Below are 22,401 nucleotides of genomic sequence, written 5' to 3' on the forward strand. Positions count from 1 at the left end.
CGAATGAGTATAGTTATAGTAGGTGAAATTTTCAAGAAAGTTATTTTGATTTTTAGCTTTAATTTTTAGAATAGTTTGTTATTTTATTAATCAATGCTTTGCCACTTAGAAGTAGGTATAAAAGTTTACTAATAAAAGAAAGTGCAGACGAAATTTAATAAGTTTTTTGGAATTTGTGGGCGGTTTTCTCACTTTTTTATCATTTTTGAATAGTTTATAATCATCAGACAATTATACTGTGATATAGTTATAAGTGAGACAGAAAAAGGTGTGTTCTTAGGTCGCACCTGAATTTTTTTACTACGTAAGCAGGAGCGCCTACATCTTTTTACAAATATAGGGGATGAGGAAGGTTATAATGAGCAACGTACAGAAAAAAACAGACGTTATCTTAATTGGTGCCGGAGTCATGAGCGCAACTTTGGGATCATTACTCAAAGAATTAGCACCTGAATGGGACATTAAAGTATTTGAAAAACTCGCAGACGCAGGGGAAGAAAGCTCGAACGAATGGAATAATGCAGGGACGGGCCATTCTGCGCTGTGCGAACTAAACTATACATCAGAAAAAGCTGATGGATCTATAGATATAACGAAAGCGATCCGAATTAACGAGCAGTTTCAGCTGTCAAGACAGTTTTGGTCTTATCTGGTAAGCAGCAAGTTGATTCGCAATCCGCAAGATTTTATCATGCCAATTCCGCATATGAGTTTGGTACAAGGGGAAAAAAATGTATCGTTTCTGAAAAAGCGTTTTGAAGCGCTGTCAAACAATCCGTTGTTTCAAGGAATGGAGTATTCCGACAGTCCTGACAAACTAAAAGAATGGATTCCGTTAATCATGAAGGGGCGCACGTCAAATGAACCGATTGCCGCAACTAAAATTGATTCGGGGACAGACGTAAACTTTGGTGCTTTAACACGCATGTTGTTTGACCACCTGAAGAATAAAGGGGTTCACGTTCATTACAAACGAAGTGTAAAAGATATTAAACGTAAAAGTGACGGTATGTGGGAAGTAAAAGTCGCAGATGTAGACAGCGGCAAAGTTGAGTACCACACGGCAAAGTTCATCTTTATCGGTGGTGGAGGCGGAAGCTTGCCTTTACTTCAAAAAACAGGTATTCCTGAATCCAAGCATATTGGAGGCTTCCCGGTAAGCGGATTATTTATGGTATGCAATAACCCTGAAGTGATTGCGCAGCACCACGGGAAAGTATACGGAAAAGCCAAAGTCGGAGCTCCGCCAATGTCAGTTCCGCACCTTGATACACGCTATATTGACAACAAAAAGACGCTGTTGTTTGGCCCGTTTGCCGGCTTTTCACCGAAGTTCTTAAAAGCAGGTTCAAACCTGGACTTAATCAGTTCTGTAAAGCCGAATAATATTTTAACCATGCTAGCAGCAGGCGTCAAAGAAATGGCGTTAACAAAATATTTAATTCAGCAGGTGCTGTTATCAAATGAAAAACGTGTGGAAGAACTGCGTGAGTTTATCCCGAACGCGAAAAGCGAAGACTGGGATATCGTTGTAGCAGGCCAGCGTGTTCAGGTAATCAAAGACACGGAAGCCGGAGGAAAAGGAACGCTTCAGTTTGGTACAGAAGTTGTAAGTGCCGCTGATGGTTCTGTTGCTGCACTTCTTGGCGCTTCTCCTGGTGCGTCAACGGCGGTTCACGTTATGCTAGAAGTATTGGAAAAATGCTTCCCAGAAAACATGAACAAGTGGGAGCCAAAAATAAAAGAAATGATTCCTTCTTATGGCATGTCGTTAGTTGATCATCCAGACTTCTTTAACGAAATTCATGCGTCTACTTCACAGACGCTTGGTTTAATTAAAAAAGAGTCTGTTTACAGCTAAAGATTTTACGCCGCAACAAACAGTACATGTGTATGTGAAGAAATCTACAGGCGTGCACAAACACCACCTTTTCTTGAGGTGGTGTTTTAATGGTCTTTATATGTAGAGTTTGATTTAAGAGCGGTATTGATTGCTTCCAGGCTGAAGTTTCAAATGCTTCCACGCCGCAATTGCATCATCGCGGCTTTTTCCTTTGTTTTTCGAATCGTTAAAAAAATCGCGAATAAAGCGGTTGTACTCAAACTGAGGCGCAATTTCTTTTTGATAAGAAGGCTGCTTTTTTCGTTTTTCTTCTTCATGCCACGCTTTTACCACATCTCGATAGGTTTTCCCTACATTTTCTTTAAAGTAGTTTTGAATATAAGTGGAAAAATGAAACGTAGGATGAATGGCTTCTTTAAAAAAAGCCCGTACTTCTTGACTGCAGCGGTGATTTTCCCCAATGACGGTATCTAATGTTAGCGGCGATTTCGTTTTAGAGGACGAGCGTCTTTTAGAAGGTGCTCCTGAGTGTTGAGTGTCACCGGTTGTTAAAAACACTTCAATTCTTTTTGAAAGTTCCATTTTAGATCCAGACGGGCTCATGTTGTTTTCTCGGCAAAATTGCTGCAGCTCGGTTTTGAGCCAGTAAAAATCGGTAAAGTCTTTGATGGGTAAATCTTTTGTAAGTTCAGGTCTCATCGTTTTTACCTCCATATATTTACTGTAGAACATTTGTTCTTGTTGGTCAATTGTTTTTAGAGAAGTACGAAGGAATGTCTTTTATGTTTCTTCCTACATAGTGAGAAGAAATAGGCTGTTTATTCACCTCTCTTGCCCAAATAGAAAGCTGGCCGATGTGATGGATTTCATGAATGATGATGTGATGCAAAATGTCGGCTTCCGTGTAAGAAGTAGAATCCCAAGGGACTGTTACGTACCTTTTGTTGGAAAAATTCAAATGACTTAGAAAGTCGGCAATTTCGGGTCTATGTGCGGAAGAGAGTGCTTGAAGCTTTTCGAGCGTATCGTGTTCTTCAAAAGAAAGAACGATATCTGGTTTACCTTGGATGGCGCGTATCCAGCTGTCTTCCACATCAATAATATGAAACAGAGTTTGTAAAATGCTGCCCGTTCCTCCAGTCCGCTTCTTCAACAGTTCTTCTCTAGAAAGTTGATAACACCAGCTAAACCATTCATCTCTCACTTGCCAATTATATTCAAAAAAATGAATCATCTACCACACCTCACATGTTTTTTTACCTCTTACTAAATTAGATTAAGGCTTGTAAATTCCTTTGTAAAAAGAAGAAAAAACGTCTAGGCAAGAGATCTCTTGCAAATTCTAAAATCAAACAATTACAATAATAGAAAGGAGCTGATCACATGACGCTACATAAAAAAGTACTTTCTACGATTCTAGGAGGAGCTGTCGGAGACGCTTTAGGCGTTCCAGTTGAGTTTAAAAAACGCGATTCATTTCGGATCACAACTATGACCGGCTACGGTACGTATAACCAGCCTGAAGGAACGTGGTCAGATGATACGTCTTTAACGATGTGCTTGATTGATAATCTACTAGAAAAACAAGATGAATATGATTTAATGCAAAAGTTTGAGAGCTATTGGGCGAATGGCTACTGGACGCCGTACGGAGAAATGTTTGATATAGGCATCGCCACAAGCGAAGCGATTCGCCGCTATAAAAGCGGACTTCCTAAAGGAGAGTGGGGAGGACAAGGTGAATACGACAACGGAAACGGAGCGCTTATGCGTATTGCTCCGCTTGCGTTTACACTATGTGATGAACCTAGTTTTACAAAAAGAAAAGAAGAAATAGAAAGAATTGCGCACGTCACGCACCGCCATGTGCGCTCTACGCTTGGCTGCATTATATACGTGGAGCTGCTTATTCGTCTTCTTGACGGCAACGAGCCTTTTGAAGCATATGAAAACGCGGTAAATCTCTGTCAAAAGCAGTTAACAGGTACGGAGTATGAAGCAGAGTTTTCTGCGTATGAACGAGTGTTAAACCTAAGCTTGCCGCACGCAGCGAGAAATGAAATCGGGTCAACTGGATACGTTGTCAGCTCGCTAGAAGCATCTCTTTGGTCTTTTCTGCAAAGTGATGACTACAAAGAAGCTGTACTTACTGCTGTGAATCTTGGAGAAGATACAGACACGATAGGCTTTATTGCAGGTACTATGGCAGGAGCATATTATGAGCTGGATGGTATCCCTAAAGAGTGGGTTTGTCAGCTTGCTAAAAAAGAAGAGTTAGAGAAGGCTTGTAAGAAGTTTGCGGATATATGTTAATGGATTATAAAAATTACTCAAAAGTTCGGAGGAGATAAAGTGAAATTTTGTATGGATTTTGGCGATACCAATTTTATCGGAGTGGCAAATGTAAAAGAGTACCAATCATTTGTAGATGAGGATTGGGAGCTAGACCAGCTTCTGAATCACTTCGGCAGTGAAATGAAAAAGAGAAATATCCTAGTATGTCAAATGACAGAAGAAGGAATTGAACACTCTTGGAACGTAGAAGTGAAGATTGGAACAGAGTCGGATATAGATACATACTTTAGGAAAGCAACAGGTTATATAAATGTAACCAATCATCAGCTTTATCTCGTAGATTATGACTGCCTTACGATGGCCGCCCAGTTTGAAGATCAGTTAGTGCCTGATAAAAACTGCTCCAAGTATAGAATTGATATTAAAAACGGTATGTACAAGCTCGAGCTTATTCAATTTTATAATGTTGACCAAGATGAGTATACAGGAAATGACCAAACGGATCTTTTATTGAACTTTATTAAGATGGAGCATGTTGAAGAAACAGTCGATGAGGTATTTTGGTGTACGTATTAAGTAGTAAACGTACCGTAGGCTACTAACTTAGAGGCGTAGTGTGCCGTTCTAAGGCATCCTATCTTGTTTATATATTCACTGAAACCCTCTGGCTTTGCGTCAGAGGGTTTTTATGGTCAAAATCATTTATAATATACTTTTACATAACATACAAACTTCACGTTAAAGAAAGGTGATCACAGTGCCAAACGCATGGGATGCAGAACAAATTGTATCAGCACCGTTTGCCAAAACGCTAATCGAGACGCAGTTTCCAGAACTTGCGCCCGCTACAATTTCACTGCTTGGCTACGGCTTTGACAATACGGTTTATCAAGTAAATGACCGCTTTGTGTTTCGGTTTCCAAGAAGAGAACTCGCAGTAGGACTATTAAAAACAGAAAATCAGCTTTTACCAAGTCTTGCTTCTCAATTGCCTCTGTCGATTGCCGAACCCATTTTTTTCGGTAAGCCGAATGGAGGCTATCCTTGGCCTTTTACGGGCTATCACTACGTGCAAGGAACTCCGCCTGCAAGATTAACAGAAGAAAAGCGCATACAATCTGCTTCTGTACTAGCAAGATTTCTTCGCATGCTGCATCACTATCCTCATTTAAAAGCGCAAAAGCTTGGCGTGCCGTTTGATGAGTTGAATCGACTTGATATGATGAAGCGAAAGCCGTCGTTAGAAAAGTATGTCAAGCAAATGAAAGAGCGTAGTCTTTATTCAAAACAAGAGATTCTTGAAGACTATGTAAATGACATACAAGAAATTCACTATCAAGAAAAACATGTACTAGTTCACGGAGATCTTCATATTAAAAACATGATTGTTGATCAAAACAATATGGTTTCAGGCATTATTGACTGGGGAGACGTTCATATTGGTCATTCGGCAGTTGACCTAGCGATTGCCTACAGCTTTTTACCTCCTAAAGGAAGAGCACGTTTTTTTAAAGAATACGGAGAAGTAGATGAAGAAACGCACAGGCTGGCAAAATGGAAAGCAGTGTTTACAACTGTAGTCTTAGTGGCACACAGCTACGATCAAGGAGACAAACAAACGTTAGAAGCGGCTCTAGAAAGCTTAAACCTCATTTTTCAAGAGTAATAAAACTGTAATAGAATTTCTGTTCAATTCCTGTATAGTTAAGAAAGGATAAAAATAAAAACAACAGGTGAAGCAAACGATGAATACAAGCCATTGGAATGAATCAGCAGCACATTTACTAGAAAGGTGGATACAGCTATATAAGGAAAAGGGATTTCTTATTGGAGAAACGGAATCTTTAAACATGCTAAAAGAAGAAGTAGACGGGATGGACAAAGAAAAATTTCTCTCCATAGTAGAACGTCATCTGCAGAAAGTGTATGACGAACTGGAAAAAGAACGTACAGAGTACAACATAAATAACATTGAATATATGATGTTAACGTTTCTTTCAAACGATTATCCGGAGTACATAAACAAGCGTCAAAGCAATATGGGACAGATTGAACAGTTAACAAGCATACATAGAAGTGTTACAGAGCTTTTAGGAAAAGAACTCATTTCTGAAGCGGATATGGTGGCGTTTAGAAACGACTTTTTTCAACTAACAGAAAAACACGCTAACGCGTCATCGTTAAAAGAAATGAAGGAAAACTGGAATACGTATTTGTCAGCGTTCGTTGACTTTCAAAAAAAGCATGAACATGTAAAACAAGCGATAGCCACATTACTCGAAGAAGACAAGAGCTTGAAGCAAGAGTGGCATCAGCTAAGCAAAAATAAAGTAGTGACCAAACAAAAAGCGACCGCCTTTCGCACAAAGCAGCATGAGCTAAATGAAAGTATTCGAAAAGCCACGACTGCACAAAAACAATTACTCGAACTTCACTGGCCTGATGTTCGTAGTCAGTTTGATGCCTTGCAAGAAAAAATGAGTAAGAGTCTTTCTACTGTGCTGAAAGAAACGCAACGCAGTATGGAAGTCATTAGCCAAAACGATGCAAATGAACACGCCAAGTTAAAGCAATCACTTAGTGATCTACACACAGTTCATCAAGTTGATATTCATCAAACGTGGTTAGCGGCTTTTATTAAAAAATCACGACCATTTTTTAACAAACTGAGTGAAGATATAAAGGCTACTCGATGTCGAGAACTGTGGAACCGAATTTACGGCATGTATAAAGGAATAGCAGTCAACGAGTTTATTGTTACATACGAAGAATTTTTAGCACTTCAGCCGCTTGGCAGTGTAAAAAGCATGGAAATACCAAAGCCATTAGCTCGGTTAAAGATAGATATAGAACCTGTTACGCTGCCATCCTACGCAGACTTTCCCGTGCTCAAAAAGCAGCAATCATCAAGACGAACTTTTCCTATTTTAATAGGAACTATTATTGGACTTCTCTTATTACTTACGATTGTATACATGAATCGTGACAATCAAACGTTAGAAACAGACTCAGACGTAAAAGCTACGGCCAGCACGAAGTCGTTAAAAAATGAAGAGACTAAACCAGCTGCTGTAAGCAAAACGGATCTTGAAAACTTTTTTATTTCTTATAAAGCTGCTTACTTTTCAAGCTTAAACAGCGGAGACTTTAGTGGGATGGCGCCTTATATTGACTCGGGTCAGCCAGTTTATAAACAGCTAAAAAGCTATATCACATCACTCGCCGGAAAAAACGTATCGTTTGCTAACGATCAGTTTCTTGTTACTAAAACAGAATCACATGACAACGGAACCTACGACATTTATACAAACGAAGTATATACGTTCACCGACTCATATGATGCAAGCACGCAGTTTAAGAAAGAACGAATTTATCATGTGAAAGCCGCTGGTAAAGACAAACTTCAAATTACTAAAATTGATACGTTAACAGATGAACAGAAGCCGGTGGAAGAGTGAATGGTTTCTGAGAGATTATGAATAACCGCTAGTTCCTTTGGAGCTAGCGGTTGTTTTGGTTGGAGGAGTTGGAAGTGGTTAGGGTGAACTCTACGCTGCCAGAGATAAACATGGCTTTGGATTATAACAGATTTAGTCTGAAAATATTGATATAACAGGCCTGGTTTTTTAGTGTATTTGATTTAGTAGGAAGTGATTGGGGACAGTTTGTTTATTTGTGTCCCCAGGTTGTCCCCAATATATAAACCATAAATTAAGTGTAAACTAATATAGAAATTAAATCTTGGATGCGCAGTCAGCCTTTTTATTTTCCATCTGAGCTATCTATTAATCTATTGAAATAGTGCTACTTTAATGTTCTTTTGATAGCTTTTTAACTGAATTAATTATCTATAACGCGCCATTAATGTTATGTGACTTGAAAATATACTGAAATTCTCCTAATTGTATCTTATTATCCAAATATTTTATCATTTTCTTTTTCGCAATTTTTACATTCGATAACACAATTATAGGATCAGCTCTTCCATGGCTATCAAACATCCCTGCGTAGATACATTGTATAATGTTTATTTTCGAATTTAACTTTGAAAACTAATTTTTATGTTATTGTTGCCACAATGAGTGATGTTGGAAACGTAACTAAATTGGGATATATGGAGCTATGGGAATTTGTCAGGGGATAGTAGCTATGAGGAGCCTAAATTAGTTTTTGCATGGAACAATAGAGTTTTAGGAGAACCGTAGTCCTTAAAAAAGTGAGAAAAAGAGTTGTGGAAAAGATGAAAGTTGTCTAATTGGTTTCTTTTATAATGTGAATCATATGATAAAATAGCTTGAAGGATAAATATTTTGGAGGCAAAAAATTTGGATACTAAGACCTATAATCAAATAGTGAGTTTTATATGGAGTATTGCCGATGACTGTTTGCGTGACGTATATGTTCGTGGTAAATATAGAGACGTTATATTGCCGATGACTGTAATTCGTCGATTGGATGCAGTTTTAGAACCGACAAAAGAAGCTGTGTTAAAAATGAAAGAGAAGTTAGATGAAGCCGGCGTAATAAACCAAACAGGGGCACTTTGTAGTGTTACGAGTCAAGCGTTTTGTAACTCATCTCCTTTTACGCTAAAGGATCTTAAATCAAGAGCAAAACAGCAACAGCTAAAGGCAGATTTTATTGCATACTTGGATGGTTTTTCACCTAACGTGCAAGGAATACTTGAAAAGTTTAAATTTAGAAATCAGATAGATACAATGGTGGAAGCAGATATTTTAGGAGCGGTTATAGAAAAATTTGTTAGTCCCACTATCAATTTGAGTGTGAACCCGGTACTTGATGATAACGGTGAAGTGAAAATTCCTGCTCTCGATAATCATACAATGGGTGTAATATTTGAAGAGCTTATCCGTAAATTCAATGAAGAAAATAATGAAGAAGCAGGAGAACATTTTACCCCCCGCGATGTTGTTGAACTTATGACGGATATTGCTTTTCTACCTGTAGTAGATAAAATTACTGATGGTTCCTATCTTATATATGATGGTGCTTGCGGTACTGGTGGCATGCTAACTATTGCAGAAAAAAGACTACAGCAACTGGCAGAAGAGTATAACAAAGAAATTTCTATAAACCTATACGGGCAGGAGATTAACCCTGAAACTTATGCAATAACTAAAGCTGATATGCTCATAAAAGGTGAAGGATTACAGGCTGAGAATATCGCTTATGGTTCTACCCTATCTAATGATGGTTTCCCAACAAAAAACTTTGAATTTATGTTGTCAAACCCTCCGTACGGTAAAAATTGGAAAACAGATTTGGAACGATTAGGGGGGAAAGGAGATATCTCAGATCCTCGTTTTAATGTATCTCACAACGATGAAGCTGATTTTAAAATAATTCCTCGTTCAAGCGATGGGCAAATGCTGTTCTTAGCAAATAAAATTAGCAAGATGAAACACGATACTGAATTTGGTAGCCGAATCGTAGAAGTGCACAACGGCTCTTCATTGTTTACAGGGGATGCAGGACAAGGTGAAAGTAATTTACGAAGATATATTATTGAAAATGATTGGCTTGAAGCTATCATAGCATTACCTGAAAATATGTTTTACAACACAGGTATTGCAACTTTTATTTGGGTTGTCACCAATAGAAAAGCAATGCATCGTAAAGGGAAAACGCAACTTATAGATGCTAGAAGTCTTAAAAGTCCACTTAGAAAAAATTTAGGTAACAAAAACTGTGAGTTCACTTCCGAAATAAGAGAACAGATTTCTAACATGCTTCTCACTTTTGAGCAAACGGATCATTCAAAAATATTTGATAATCAAGAATTTGGCTACCACAAGGTTATAATTGAAAAGCCACTACGTTTAAGTGTAGATTTATCAAAGGATAACCTGGAAAGCTTCGCAAAGGTTTGTGAAGAGCAAAAAGATAATGAGATAATGGCTGTCATTCATACTCTAGCAGAAGAATTCCATTATACAAGGTTAAGCGACTACAACCTTTTTCTAAAGGAATTAAGTAAAGTAGCAAACAAATTAAATGTAAAGCTTCCAGCTAAGAGAATAAATCTAATAAAAAATAATCTTGCAGTTGTTGATGAAAATGCTGAAAAAGTAATTAAGAAAGTACACAAGATTGGAAAAGTAGAAGTAAACTCACTTTATGGTTTATATGAGCAAAATGGAAATAGTGTAGTTGAGTATGAGCCAGACAACAGCTTAAGAGATACAGAGCAAATACCTCTTCTATATGATGGGGATATTGAGCAGTTCTTTAAAGATGAAGTGTTGCCTTTTGCACCAGATGCTTGGATTGATGAAAGCAAAACACAAATAGGTTATGAAATAAACTTTGCAAAATATTTTTATAAACCAGTACAATTACGCACTCTAGATGAAATAAAAGCAGAGATTTATAAGCTTGAGATTGAAACTGAAGGATTATTAGAGCAGATAATTGGGAGGAGAGAACTATGCTAGAGCCACTTCTCCCTTATTTGGAGTATAAAGATTCTGAGCAGCCGTGTTTTGGACAAATCCCCAAACATTGGAAAGTTCTTAGGAATGGTCAAATCTTCTCACAACGCAATCAGACAGGATTTCCTGACTTACCAATTTTGGAGGTATCTTTAAAAACAGGGGTTCGTGTGAGGGATTTTGAAAATTCGAAGCGAAAACAAGTTTTGAACGATCGTGAAAAGTACAAACGTGTAGTAAAGGGAGACATTGCCTACAACATGATGAGGATGTGGCAAGGAGCTGTCGGAGTTGCTCCTGTCGGTGGCTTGGTAAGTCCAGCATATGTAGTTGCGCGTCCCTTGTCAGAAGTGAACAGTCAATATTATTCATACCTATTTCGAACTCATACCTATATGAATGAAGTAAATAAATATTCACACGGAATTGTTACGGATCGTAATAGGTTATATTGGGATGAATTTAAACAAATACCTTCATTATTTCCACCTTATGAAGAGCAAAATCAAATCGTAAAATACCTAGATTTTCAACTTATGAAGATAAATAGGTTTATAAAGGTAAAGCAAAAGCTTATCTTAACACTGAAAGAAGAAATTGAATGTTATTTATACGGAAATCATGAAAAACTTGATACAATTATAGTTAAATCATGGGATACTGCTTTTCCAACGAATTGGCCATTTGTGAAATCTAAGAGGATATTTAAAGAAAGAAATATAAAGAACTGTATTGACAGTGAATTGTTAGCTGTAACTCAAGATAGAGGTGTAGTATACAAAAAAGATTGTGAACATAATTATGTGTCTCCAAGTGGTGAATTAAGTGGGTTGAAACTAGTTAGAAACGGAGATTTTGTTATTAGCCTAAGGTCCTTTCAAGGAGGGATTGAGTTTTCGAAAATTGAGGGAATTGTATCACCTGCTTATACTATTTTTTGTTTAAGGAACGAGTTTTCTTCCGAAGAATACAAGCTCTATTACAAGTATCTATTTAAAACAAAGGTGTTTATTTCCATGTTAAACACTTTAGTTTCAGGAATTAGAGACGGTAAGAACATAAACTACTCAGATTTCTCTAATAAATTTATACCCGTTCCACCTTTAAAAACTGTCGAACAAGTAGCTAAATTGGTAAGAAGGTACGAGATTATTAAAAAACAGTTTGAGAGTGAATTAGTATTGTTAAATGAATATCGAACTCGCCTAATATCTGATGTGGTAACAGGCAAGGTTGATGTAAGCGGCGTTATAGTTGAGGAAGTGGCAGCGGAAGATATAGTAATGGATATAGTTGATGGTGAAACAGAGAACCATCAGGAAGTTTTAGATCGTGAGGAGTGTGAGGTGTAGTGCCAACAAACACTAAGGAATCGGGACTAGAAGCCCTTATTGTAGATTATCTTGTTAGCTACAATGACTATCAGCGGGGACAAAATAGCGATTACAACAAAGCGTATGCCATCGATGAAAAACAACTATTTATGTTTTTACAGAATACTCAACTTGACAAACTTGACATGTTAGGTGTGCTTAATAGCGATATAAATAAAACTAAGTTATTAAATCGTTTGCAAGGAGAAATTGAAAAAAATGGTATCGTTAAGGTGCTCAGAAATGGCGTGAAAATTTACCCTGTCACTCTAGACTTGTTTTACCTTACACCATCAGAGCAAAATTCCAAGGCGAAAGAGTTATATGACAAAAATATATTCAGTGTAACAAGACAACTTATGTTCTCAAAAGATAACACAAAGCTTGCTCTTGATTTTGCCATATTTATAAACGGTTTACCTATTATTACTTGCGAGCTAAAAAATAGGTTGACGAAGCAAAACGTTGAAGATGCTGTATATCAATATAAGACGGATCGTGATTCCCGAGAACTTTTGTTTCATTTTGGGAGATGTATGGTTCATTTTGCGGTGGATGAAAATGAAATTAAAATGTGTACAAAACTTGAGGGTAAAAATTCTTGGTTTTTACCCTTCAATAAGGGTTATAAAAGGGGGGCTGGTAATCCCCCTAACCCGAATGGACTTAAGACCGATTATCTATGGAAGCAGATATTAAAAAAAGATGAGCTTTCTAATATTATTGAGAACTATGCACAAATAGTTGAGGAAAAAGACAAGGAAACAGGAAAAGTCAAAAGGACTCAGATATTTCCACGTTTTCATCAGCTTGCAGGAGTTAAATCTATTTTAGCGGACGTAAGACAAAGAGGTGTTGGACAAAGATATCTCATCCAGCATAGTGCAGGTAGTGGGAAGTCAAACTCTATTGCTTGGCTTGCTCATCAACTTGTGTCTATTACGAAGAATGGAAAAAATATCTTTGACTCAATTATTGTGGTTACTGATCGGATTAATCTTGATAAGCAGATTAAAAATACTATTAAAAGCTTTATGCAAGTTGCAAATACAGTTGGACATGCTGAAAGCGCTGGAGATCTTAAAAAGCTGCTTCAAGACGGTAAGAGAATAATCATAACAATTGTTCATAAATTCCCGTATATACTTAGGGATATGGGAAACGATCATAGAAAAAATAACTTTGCGATTATTATTGATGAAGCTCATTCTAGTCAAAGTGGAAATATGTCCGCCAAAATGAATATGAGTTTGTCTGAAAAATATGAAGAAAGTGAAAATGACACAACTGAGGATAAAATACTAAGCATATTAGAGGGGAGAAAAATGCTTACAAATGCAAGTTATTTTGCATTTACAGCTACACCTAAAAACAAAACATTAGAGATGTTTGGTATCCCTTATCCAGTTGATGGTAAAATAAAGCACAAACCGTTCCACGTTTACACCATGAAGCAAGCGATAGAAGAAGGGTTCATTATTGATGTGCTTAAAGATTACACACCAATCAAGAGCTACTACAAAATTTCAAAAATAGTCGAAGATGATCCTTTATTTGATAAAAAAAAGGCACAAAAAAAAATATGGAAATATGTAGAGTCAAATGAAACAGCCATAGGATTAAAAGTAGAAATTATGATTGATCATTTCCATGATCAAGTTACAGCAAAGGGTAAAATTGGAGGTCAGGCTCGTGCTATGGTAGTTACCAGCAGCATTGAGAGAGCTATTCAGTATTATTATGCTATATCATCATATTTAGAAAAAAGGAAGAGTCAGTTCAAAGCAATTGTAGCTTTTTCAGGAGAATATGAATTTAGGGGTAAGAAATTAACCGAAAGTTCTATTAATGGATTTCCAAGTAACGAAATTGAAAAGAGATTAAAAAAAGATCCCTATAGATTTTTAATCGTTGCTAACAAGTTCCAAACAGGTTATGATGAGCCGCTTCTTCATACCATGTATGTCGATAAAGTACTAACAGATATTAAAGCTGTGCAGACTTTATCAAGACTAAACAGGGCTCATCCTCAAAAATATGATACCTTTATTTTAGATTTTGCTAATGATACGGATACCATAAAAGAAGCTTTCTCAAGGTATTATACCACTACAGTTCTTTCAGATGAAACAGATCCAGATAAGCTTAATGATTTAGAAAATGATATAAAAGCCTATCATATTTTTACCGACTATCATGTGAATAAGCTAGTAGAGCTGTATTTAAATGGAGAAGACAGGGATAAACTTGATCCTATCTTGGATGTATGTGTTAAAAATTATGAAGATGAATTAGATGAAGACGGACAAATAGAACTTAAAGGCAAAGTCAAGGCTTTTACAAGGATTTATGGATTTTTAGCATCAATCCTACCGTACGGTAATGCAGAGTGGGAAAAATTATCTATATTTTTAAACATGCTAATACCTAAACTGCCTGCACCTAAAGAAGAAGACTTAGCAAAAGGTATACTTGAAGCAATAGATTTGGATAGTTATAGGGCTGAAGCACAAACAAAAATGTCTATCATACTAGAAGAATCTTCTAATTATGAAATAGGCCCTGTTCCAACCTCAGCTGATGCTGGAAGAGCAGAGCCTGAACTGGATTTGCTGAGTAACATTCTGTCGAGTTTTCATGACCTTTTTGGAAATATTCCCTGGAAAGATGAAGACCAGGTGAAAAAACATATTGCTAGCATACCTGAGATGGTTTCAAAGGATAAAGGTTATCAAAATGCTATGAAAAACTCTGACAAGCAAAATGCTAGGATTGAGAGCGAAAAAGCATTGAATAAAGCAATTATAGACTTAATGACAGATAATATGGAGATTTTTAAGCAGTTTAATGATAATCAATCCTTTAAAAAATGGCTTTCAAATATGGTGTTTAATGTTACCTATAATACAAACGGTGATGTTTATTCTGGCGATACGGCTTTATAACTCTCAATGGAATTTTTAACCAAATGAAGAGAGTGGAGTGTATTTGTGAAGATAGATGATCTAGATAATATACAAGTATAAAAGATATCATTAATCAATATTGCCATGTGTTAGCGTGTACCTGGGATCCCGATAAATCTAAAGCAACATTAATACTTCATAATCCACCAATCGCAGATCAATACTAATTAATTTTTCTTCTTGAGCTAAGTTTATAAACTTAAAAGAATAACCGCTTAATTATGAAAAAATTTCGGAAAGCTCCTGGAATCCAATTTTGGGGGTTTTTTTTCTTTTATTTTTTTATTACCATTAGCAAGAGTAACCACGGTTATCAAAATTAATTTCAATATTAGTATATAAAAATAGAAAATGTTACGAAACTAGATCAAAAAATCAGATCAATTTAATACGGGTAGCAACTCCTCCTCTATACAAATTACAACAAAATGAACAAATTTTAGAATATAACCTATGAATGGGGAGATTAAATATCAAGAAGAAATTTTTTATTTTGTATTGAGGGAATTGTACGTGGGGTTAAATCTTTAGATTAAGAGGATAGATAGGCTGTTGGCCTTCATTTTGGGAATAAAAAATAAATAATCAAGGTTTAACTTTAGTTTCACCTCCGTCTATTTATAGCAATGAACAAGATCTATCATCTAAAATATTTAAAGAAGGACAGCGCAGTGTGATATGTGCTTTATGTATTGCAAGAGAAAAAATATATAAATACAAATATTTCTCTGTATCATAAAAATTAAATTGTGATTTTAGAAAATTTATAAGGTCAGCAACTAAAGAAAGAGAGGTAATAAATGAATATTATTAAATTATTTGAGCCAGAGCTAAAAGATTTAAATACAAATTATTTTATTTTAGATACTAAAGGAAAACCAGCGGATTATGGGGATATAGATTTTGTTTCCTATGATTGGTCGCCTAGTAAATATAATAAAGTCAAAGAAGGGGACTTATTTCTCTATAGACGTCCAAGTAAAGCTTCAGAAACTCGAAAATTTTATTTTTTTGGAGCTGGAAAAATTGGAAAAATAGAGAAAATTGGTATAGATAGAGTGAGAGGGATAATTGAAAAAGCATTACCCTTTGAGAGGAAGCTTTCTCCTGAAGAACTTGACCTTTACATATGGAAATTTAAACAGAGGGGATTAAATTGGGAACACTTTTTTAATCAATATGGAATGAATCATATAGTCAAAGATGATTTTTTAGGAATTCTCGAAATAGCATTTAAACATGACTTAGAGGTACAAGATGCTAAGTTAGAGGTAAGCTTAATTCAGCAACAACAAAGAAAACACTTCTTTGTAGAAGATCAAGTAACAGAACAAAAAAGAAGAGTAGGTCACAAAGTATTTGCAGATCAAGTAAAATTAAACTATGGGTATCAATGTGCTATTACAGGAATTAGATTAAAAGAATTTCTAGTTGCTTCTCATATCATTCCTTGGTCTCAAAGTAAAAAAGATAGACTAGATCCGCAGAATGGCATTTGTTTATCGACATTAGTAGATAAGGCATTTGATAAGGGCTATCTAACAATTACATCTGAGTATAGAGTTCTTCTTTCACCGTTATTAGAAAAGGATGTTATTCTTTATAACCTATTAAAACCTTATGGGAATAAAAAGATTAAATATCCTAAATTTGCTCCACCTAAGAGAGAATTTCTCCAATGGCATGCAGAACATGTATTTAAGCATTATATTGAATAATGAAGCCAGTACATTTCTTTTTTATATTGAAATAGGTATTGACTTTAACTTTACTCGAATAAGTACAAATAGTGTAAAATATACTTTTCAATTTAATAGAGATGAAGTTGAAGATTTACAAAGCAGACGAATCAAAGAATTAATTAAAAAGACCATCAAGCTAGTCAGGAAATTTGGCGGGGAAAAATATGTTAAGCATCAGAATGATGAACTTGCTGATGCAGTTAAAGTAAGTTAGAAGAAGCAGAACGAGGTTATGGAATGAAAGCTTAGTAGTAAGATAGCAAGTCGTTTCACAATATTATGAGCCTTGTTCATTAGATTAAAGATATGCATAAAAGAGAGTATAAAATTCAATATAAAGAATCTATGAGTGGCAGCAAACTAAAATAGCAATTTAAATGTTCAGATATGTGAACGGCAGCTATTCTACCTCGTTGTATAAGCCAACTACTCAATGTGAGTGTGGGCTTTTTTATTTGTTTATAGTGTTATTAGAGATAAGATTGGCATTAAGGAGACTATAAGTTATTATTTAAGGTTCAAAATACAGCTTGACCTCATTTGGGCCAAAAATATAATAAATGACTAAATATTTAGCTTTATTTCAATTTATTAAAATGGAAGAAGGTAAATTAATTATTTACAAATCATCTAAAAAATTAAAAAGATGTATTTTATTTAATATTGTCTAGTAATTTACTCCTCGTAAAATTAAACTTAATATAGTATTTAAATAAAAAGAGGTGTAAGAAAGTGCAACATAAAGCTGATTATAGCTATTATGAATGGGAAAGGTATTGGTATAAGCGTGGTAGTCAACTTCCTTATACAAAAGGTTTTTTTAACCCAGATATTAACAAAAAGATATCTCCAAAAAATAATTTCTTTACTTTCGAAGAAATATCAGAAAACCCTTGCTTAATATTATTAGGAGAAGCAGGGCTAGGTAAGTCAAGAACAATAAAAAAAGTTATTGAAGAGCTTGAGAAAGACTTAGAGAATAAAAGTGATGAAGTTATATATTGTGATTTAGGACTTATAACTGGTGAGTATAGTTTAGATAAAAGAGTTTTTGAGAATCGTAAGTTTAATGATTGGATTAATGGTCAACATCAACTACACTTATTTTTGGACAGCTTAGATGAAGGTCTTTTACAAATTAATGTACTAGGAGAAATACTTATAGAAAAGCTACAAGGACTTGATTTTTCTCGACTAAGACTAAGAGTTGCATGTCGCACGGGTATATTTCCAATTTCATTAGAAAATCAGTTAATTAATTTATGGGGAGAAAAAAATGTATATGTAGTTCAATTAGCATCTTTAAGTTCCACTGATGTAATTACTGCATGTGAAAATCTAGACATTATTGGGAAAGAAAGAATAAAGGGTAAAGCCTTTTTAAAGAATGTAATTGATCAACAAATTCAACCATTTGCTAGTAACCCAATTACTTTGAAAATGCTCTTAAAAACGGCAGTGGCTAATCAAAAATTACTCACTACAAAAGTTCAATTGTATAAGAAAGGGTTGAGAGAACTTTGTAATGAAACAAATAAAGATAAACCGATTCGTAAAAATGTCTCTGTGGATAAGCTTTTAGAAATAGCCATGCTACTTGGAGCCATAACAATTTTTTGTAATAAAAGGACTTTTAGTAGAGATACGTTCGAAGAGGATAAAGTATCAATCGATGAACTATCAAAATTAACTTTTAGGAGCTTTTCCTATGGATATGAAGATATCGAAGAAGTATTAGGCACAGCATTATTTACCGATGGGCAACAAAATGAGTATACATGGACACACTTTTCCTATGCTGAATTTTTAGCAACACAGTTTATAAAAAATAATGGTTTCTCAACAGATCAAATTCTAAGTTTAATTTTACAATCTGAAGACAATAATGAGCGGGTAATTCCTCAATTACATCAGACAAGTGCGTGGCTTGCAAGTTCCTTATCCCCAATATTTAATGAAATTATAGAAAAAGATCCAGATGTTTTGTGTTTGAGCGATGCTACAGAATTAAATGATAAACAGCGCCAATACCTTGTCCAATCTTTACTTGAAAAGTACGATTCTTGTCCAGAATATTACCAGCACGGAGGTCCGGCTTTCTTTAAAAATTTATATCATAACGAATTAGCTAGTCAGCTTCGTCAATTTATTAATGATAAAAGTCGAACAGAGTTTTCAAAAAGGATAGCAGTAAATATAGCTTACCAATGTGAACTTTATGAGTTAGCTGAAGACATAATGAATCTTGTAATTGAATATGATTATTATCCGTTAGCTGAAGATTCTCTATATATTTTTTTGCAATTAGCTAACGATAAGCAAAAAATACATAGTTTAGATTTAATTAATAAGTTATCTAATTCCTTAGCTATTAATTTAATTAGAAACATCTACCCTAAGCATATAAGTATTAATAAAATCTTTGATTTCACACTAAAAAGTTATTTTTCTGATAATCGAATAAACAGAGAAGTAATCTCTTTATTGGAAATCTTGTCTCAAGATGACTTGATTCATTTCTTGAATTTGATGCATGTCGAAGATAAAAAAAGTAGTAAAGGAAATAATGTTCAAACAATATTAGATATAATATTAATTTATATTTGGGATTATACAGACAATGAAGAGATAAGAAAATTATGGATTGAAATTGCTATGGAAAGATTTAAACGTCTAGGAACACCTATAGTTAAAACGGATTTTGTAAACAATTATCATGGTAATTTTAAAGAAAAGTTTCAATCTGATTTTCACAATAGAATTTTGTTAATTAAGACTCTGTGGAGAGCTGATCCTAATTTAAATGCGTTAGATATCACAAACTGTACGCTAAAATTAATTCAAGCAAATGATATAAGAAGAATATTCTTATATCAAAAAAAAGAAAAAGATCTATCTTTTAAAATATGGTTAATTAAACTTATAGCGCATTTATTTGACCCTAATGAGCCAAAGCATTTAGAGATTTGTGAGCCAATGTATCAACAGAATAACTTATTAAAATCGAGCCTGAGAGAAATAAAACTCTCAAGCATAGAAGCAGAAAGGTTAAGAGAAGATTATAAGAAATATTCAACAAAAGGTATAATTTCAGTTCTTTTGGACAGAAAGTTATCTAGACTACAGTTACTTGACTCTATGAACTTATTAAAAGAAAATATTTTAGAGGGCTGGCCTCAATTTTTAAAGCAGATGTATGAAGAGTTTTTTAGTTTAATAAATGACAATGAATACAATTTGCGTAGAAGTGAAGGGTGGAAGCTATTAAAGAATGATGAACATAAAACAATAGTAGAAGCCGCTAAAAAATTTTTAGAAAGCTTTGATAATATAGATTATAAGCGTGATAGTTATAATAAATTATCTCCTATTTATGATGCGATTGAATTAATATGGGATGTTGAAAAAAGTTATATAGAAGATTTGCCTAAAATTATATGGGAAAAAATACTTGATTATATTATAAATACTTCTACCGCTAGGTATGCTAATAATAAAGCTTATTTTACACTGGCATACAATTATAATCCGCAGAAAGTGTCAGCTTTCTTAATTAAAGAGATGAAAAAAAGAAGAAAACTTGGATCTGTGGATGGGGGTAGATTGATAATAGAAGAAAGAATAAAGTATTGCATGAATCCGTTTTTTATTAATGAAATAATTAATACTTTAGATAACCAGAAAATCCGGTTAACTTCAAGAGGAGATTTATTTAAAATTCTTATCGAAGTAGGAGGGGATAAAGGGTATAGTTACGTCACTAACATAGTAGATAAAAGGAATAAAAGTATCACATCTTGGAAAAAAGCCATTGAAGCTACATGTGCCTTAATGGAAAAAGGTTCGGACAGAGGAAATGAATCAATTCTTTCCCTCTTTAAAAATAACAACTTAAAAGATGAACGGTTTCTTATTCAGGTATTAAGAAGGTTCTCTAAGGACAGAAGAGACTATTCTTTTTTTGAAGATTGGAAAAATAAAGATTTAGTTGATTTTTATATTTTTTTACACCAAATTCAAAAAGGTGTATATAAAAAGAAGGTTCCTAATCCAATAGCTTGGAAAAAAATAATTCTAGAAAATTTAGAGAAAGATGATAATGAAGAAAGTTTATCAAGTATATTTAAACTAAGCAAACTATTACCGGATTGTACATATATTCAATCATCTTGGGAAATGTTGCGAATAGCTTATTTTAGAAAAAAGTGGTTACCTCCCACTATAGAAGTTTTATTTGAAATGATTAATCATAATCAAGTAAAACCTATTACCAATGGAAGCCAGCTTTTATCTATAATAGAAGATTCATTACAGGAATTTGAAAAAGATATGAACACATCTGAAAATCCGCTTATTGAACAATTATGGAACGTATATAAAAGCAAAGAAGACTCTAAGAAAAAAGGGACAATTCGTATTCCAAAGGATGAAACAATGTTAAGTAATACTTTAAAAAGACATCTAAACAATGATTTAGAAAAACGTGGATTGATATTTAATAGAGAGGTAGAGGTCTTTCATTCTCAAGGTGGAAGTTCAGGAGAAAGAATCGATATCAAAATAGACGTACCTTTTAATAAAAATATTTGTATGCCTCTACAAGCATTTATAGAGGTTAAAGGGTGTTGGAATAAAGATTTAGAAACAGCAATGGAGAAGCAGTTAGTAGAAAGATATATGAAGAAACGAAATTGTCCTTATGGCTTATATGTTATAGGGTGGTTCAATTGTCCTCAATGGAGCTTAAATGAAGATAATCGACGAATGCCGGTGTATTCTTTAAAAGAAGCTCGAGAAAGATTCGACAAACAAGCATTATCATTATCTAAGAAATATGACGTTGAAGTTAAAGCTATTGTTATTGATCTATCATTGAAATAATAATTATTATGGGTATTTAGTAAAGACATTATTAATAACATTTGACTTACCCTTAATGATATTGAAACAGCAGTATGGGGAATAAACTCAGGAAAACCGAGATTCATACCTATACTGTGGATTGTTTATGAAGAAATTATTGAAAGTCAAAAAGAAAATCAAATTGAGGGCGTAACATTTATGGGCAGTGAACCTTTTGAATGGCCAGTTTCTTTAGCAGAATTAGGGAGACGATTAAGAGCTGTAGGGTTATCCGTTATGATTTTTAGTGGTTATACAATGGAAACCCTAGAAATGGATTAATCGCGAGGGTTGGAATGACTTGTTATCAGTCACTGATCTCTTTATCAATGGTCCATTTGTTAAAGAAAAGCTAGATTTATGCCGACCATGGTTTAGTTCTACAAATCAAAGGTATCATTTTTTAACTGATAGATATATAAATCTTAAAAATATGCTCTCGGAAATCCCAAATCGAATTGAAGTGCGCCTTGAAAACAATGGTAACATTGGCATTAACGGAATGGCGACTCAAGAGATATTACAAAAGTTTATGAAAGATAGTGCTCAAAAAATAAATAAGTAGTGTTGATAACCACAACGCACAATTTAGATAAACTCCTATAACTATTGTAGGGGTTTATTTATGCTAACTGATACAAATTAAATTATGCCGAATGGAGAAGGCGTACACCTTATAGTGTAAGCTTTTTTATTTGATAATTATTTAGTGGAAAATTAAATTCTAAAAGTTAGAACAAAACTATTATGATTATTTATCAGATATATTTTGCTATAATGGTATAAAAAGTTATTTTGATATTAAAAGGTAAAATAAATTGACGGCTG

Annotated in this window: 14 protein-coding genes; 12 read left to right on the forward strand and 2 right to left on the reverse strand. The window is 34.4% G+C overall.

Annotation, left to right across the window (positions count from 1 at the left end):
• Window positions 1-358 precede the first annotated feature (358 nt).
• Window positions 359-1,861, forward strand: coding sequence for a malate:quinone oxidoreductase (locus ACOZIR_RS10755; protein WP_045292211.1), 1,503 nt, complete (start codon window positions 359-361; stop codon window positions 1,859-1,861).
• Window positions 1,862-1,975: 114 nt separating this feature from the next.
• On the opposite strand, the gene ACOZIR_RS10760 is transcribed toward ACOZIR_RS10755, so the two are convergent.
• Complete coding sequence (locus ACOZIR_RS10760) at window positions 1,976-2,542, reverse strand: DUF6434 domain-containing protein (RefSeq protein ID WP_045292210.1); 567 nt, start codon at window positions 2,540-2,542, stop codon at window positions 1,976-1,978.
• A gap of 46 nt (window positions 2,543-2,588) precedes the next feature.
• Window positions 2,589-3,077, reverse strand: coding sequence for a DinB family protein (locus tag ACOZIR_RS10765; protein WP_014459715.1), 489 nt, complete (start codon window positions 3,075-3,077; stop codon window positions 2,589-2,591).
• A 149-nt stretch (window positions 3,078-3,226) separates the two neighbouring features.
• On the opposite strand from ACOZIR_RS10765, the gene ACOZIR_RS10770 reads away from it, so the two are divergent.
• The 11 genes from ACOZIR_RS10770 (at window position 3,227) to ACOZIR_RS10820 (ending at window position 22,138) form a co-directional block, all read left to right on the forward strand.
• The gene (locus tag ACOZIR_RS10770) at window positions 3,227-4,156 is read left to right on the forward strand and encodes an ADP-ribosylglycohydrolase family protein (RefSeq protein WP_421535572.1); all 930 of its coding nucleotides are present in this window, start codon (window positions 3,227-3,229) and stop codon (window positions 4,154-4,156) included.
• 51 nt (window positions 4,157-4,207) lie between these two features.
• A complete protein-coding gene (locus ACOZIR_RS10775; protein ID WP_328241275.1) occupies window positions 4,208-4,714 on the forward strand; it encodes a hypothetical protein in 507 nt (168 codons plus the stop codon).
• A gap of 181 nt (window positions 4,715-4,895) precedes the next feature.
• On the forward strand, window positions 4,896-5,804 hold the full coding sequence (locus ACOZIR_RS10780) for a phosphotransferase (RefSeq protein WP_421535573.1): 909 nt from the start codon (window positions 4,896-4,898) through the stop codon (window positions 5,802-5,804).
• A gap of 79 nt (window positions 5,805-5,883) precedes the next feature.
• A complete protein-coding gene (locus tag ACOZIR_RS10785) occupies window positions 5,884-7,596 on the forward strand; it encodes a TcaA NTF2-like domain-containing protein (RefSeq protein WP_421535574.1) in 1,713 nt (570 codons plus the stop codon).
• A gap of 867 nt (window positions 7,597-8,463) precedes the next feature.
• Window positions 8,464-10,593, forward strand: coding sequence for a type I restriction-modification system subunit M (locus ACOZIR_RS10790; protein ID WP_421535575.1), 2,130 nt, complete (start codon window positions 8,464-8,466; stop codon window positions 10,591-10,593).
• Window positions 10,587-11,942, forward strand: coding sequence for a hypothetical protein (locus ACOZIR_RS10795; protein ID WP_421535576.1), 1,356 nt, complete (start codon window positions 10,587-10,589; stop codon window positions 11,940-11,942). The genes ACOZIR_RS10790 and ACOZIR_RS10795 overlap by 7 nt, the downstream gene beginning before the upstream one ends.
• Window positions 11,942-14,908, forward strand: a complete 2,967-nt coding sequence (locus tag ACOZIR_RS10800; protein WP_421535577.1) for a type I restriction endonuclease subunit R — start codon at window positions 11,942-11,944, stop codon at window positions 14,906-14,908. Before ACOZIR_RS10795 ends, ACOZIR_RS10800 begins: the two co-directional genes overlap by 1 nt.
• Before the next feature lie 821 nt (window positions 14,909-15,729).
• Window positions 15,730-16,647 (forward strand): HNH endonuclease, encoded by a 918-nt coding sequence (locus ACOZIR_RS10805; protein ID WP_421535578.1) that lies wholly within the window; start codon window positions 15,730-15,732, stop codon window positions 16,645-16,647.
• 756 nt (window positions 16,648-17,403) lie between these two features.
• Window positions 17,404-21,552 (forward strand): NACHT domain-containing protein, encoded by a 4,149-nt coding sequence (locus tag ACOZIR_RS10810; protein ID WP_421535579.1) that lies wholly within the window; start codon window positions 17,404-17,406, stop codon window positions 21,550-21,552.
• Window positions 21,553-21,690: 138 nt separating this feature from the next.
• Window positions 21,691-21,855, forward strand: a complete 165-nt coding sequence (locus ACOZIR_RS10815; protein WP_421535623.1) for a 4Fe-4S cluster-binding domain-containing protein — start codon at window positions 21,691-21,693, stop codon at window positions 21,853-21,855.
• Between the two features lie 19 nt (window positions 21,856-21,874).
• A complete protein-coding gene (locus ACOZIR_RS10820) occupies window positions 21,875-22,138 on the forward strand; it encodes a hypothetical protein (RefSeq protein ID WP_421535580.1) in 264 nt (87 codons plus the stop codon).
• The last annotated feature ends 263 nt before the right edge of the window (window positions 22,139-22,401 follow it).

The sequence above is a fragment of the Priestia sp. D3YE.R1 genome (assembly GCF_049199565.1).
GTDB classification, from domain to species: Bacteria; Bacillota; Bacilli; order Bacillales; family Bacillaceae_H; genus Priestia; species Priestia aryabhattai.

Coding starts and splice junctions, on each gene's coding strand:
- ACOZIR_RS10755 (WP_045292211.1), top strand. CDS start 359: ATGAGCAACGTACAGAAAAAAACAGACGTTATCTTAATTGGTGCCGGA.
- ACOZIR_RS10760 (WP_045292210.1), bottom strand. CDS start 2,542: ATGAGACCTGAACTTACAAAAGATTTACCCATCAAAGACTTTACCGAT.
- ACOZIR_RS10765 (WP_014459715.1), bottom strand. CDS start 3,077: ATGATTCATTTTTTTGAATATAATTGGCAAGTGAGAGATGAATGGTTT.
- ACOZIR_RS10770 (WP_421535572.1), top strand. CDS start 3,227: ATGACGCTACATAAAAAAGTACTTTCTACGATTCTAGGAGGAGCTGTC.
- ACOZIR_RS10775 (WP_328241275.1), top strand. CDS start 4,208: ATGGATTTTGGCGATACCAATTTTATCGGAGTGGCAAATGTAAAAGAG.
- ACOZIR_RS10785 (WP_421535574.1), top strand. CDS start 5,884: ATGAATACAAGCCATTGGAATGAATCAGCAGCACATTTACTAGAAAGG.
- ACOZIR_RS10795 (WP_421535576.1), top strand. CDS start 10,587: ATGCTAGAGCCACTTCTCCCTTATTTGGAGTATAAAGATTCTGAGCAG.
- ACOZIR_RS10805 (WP_421535578.1), top strand. CDS start 15,730: ATGAATATTATTAAATTATTTGAGCCAGAGCTAAAAGATTTAAATACA.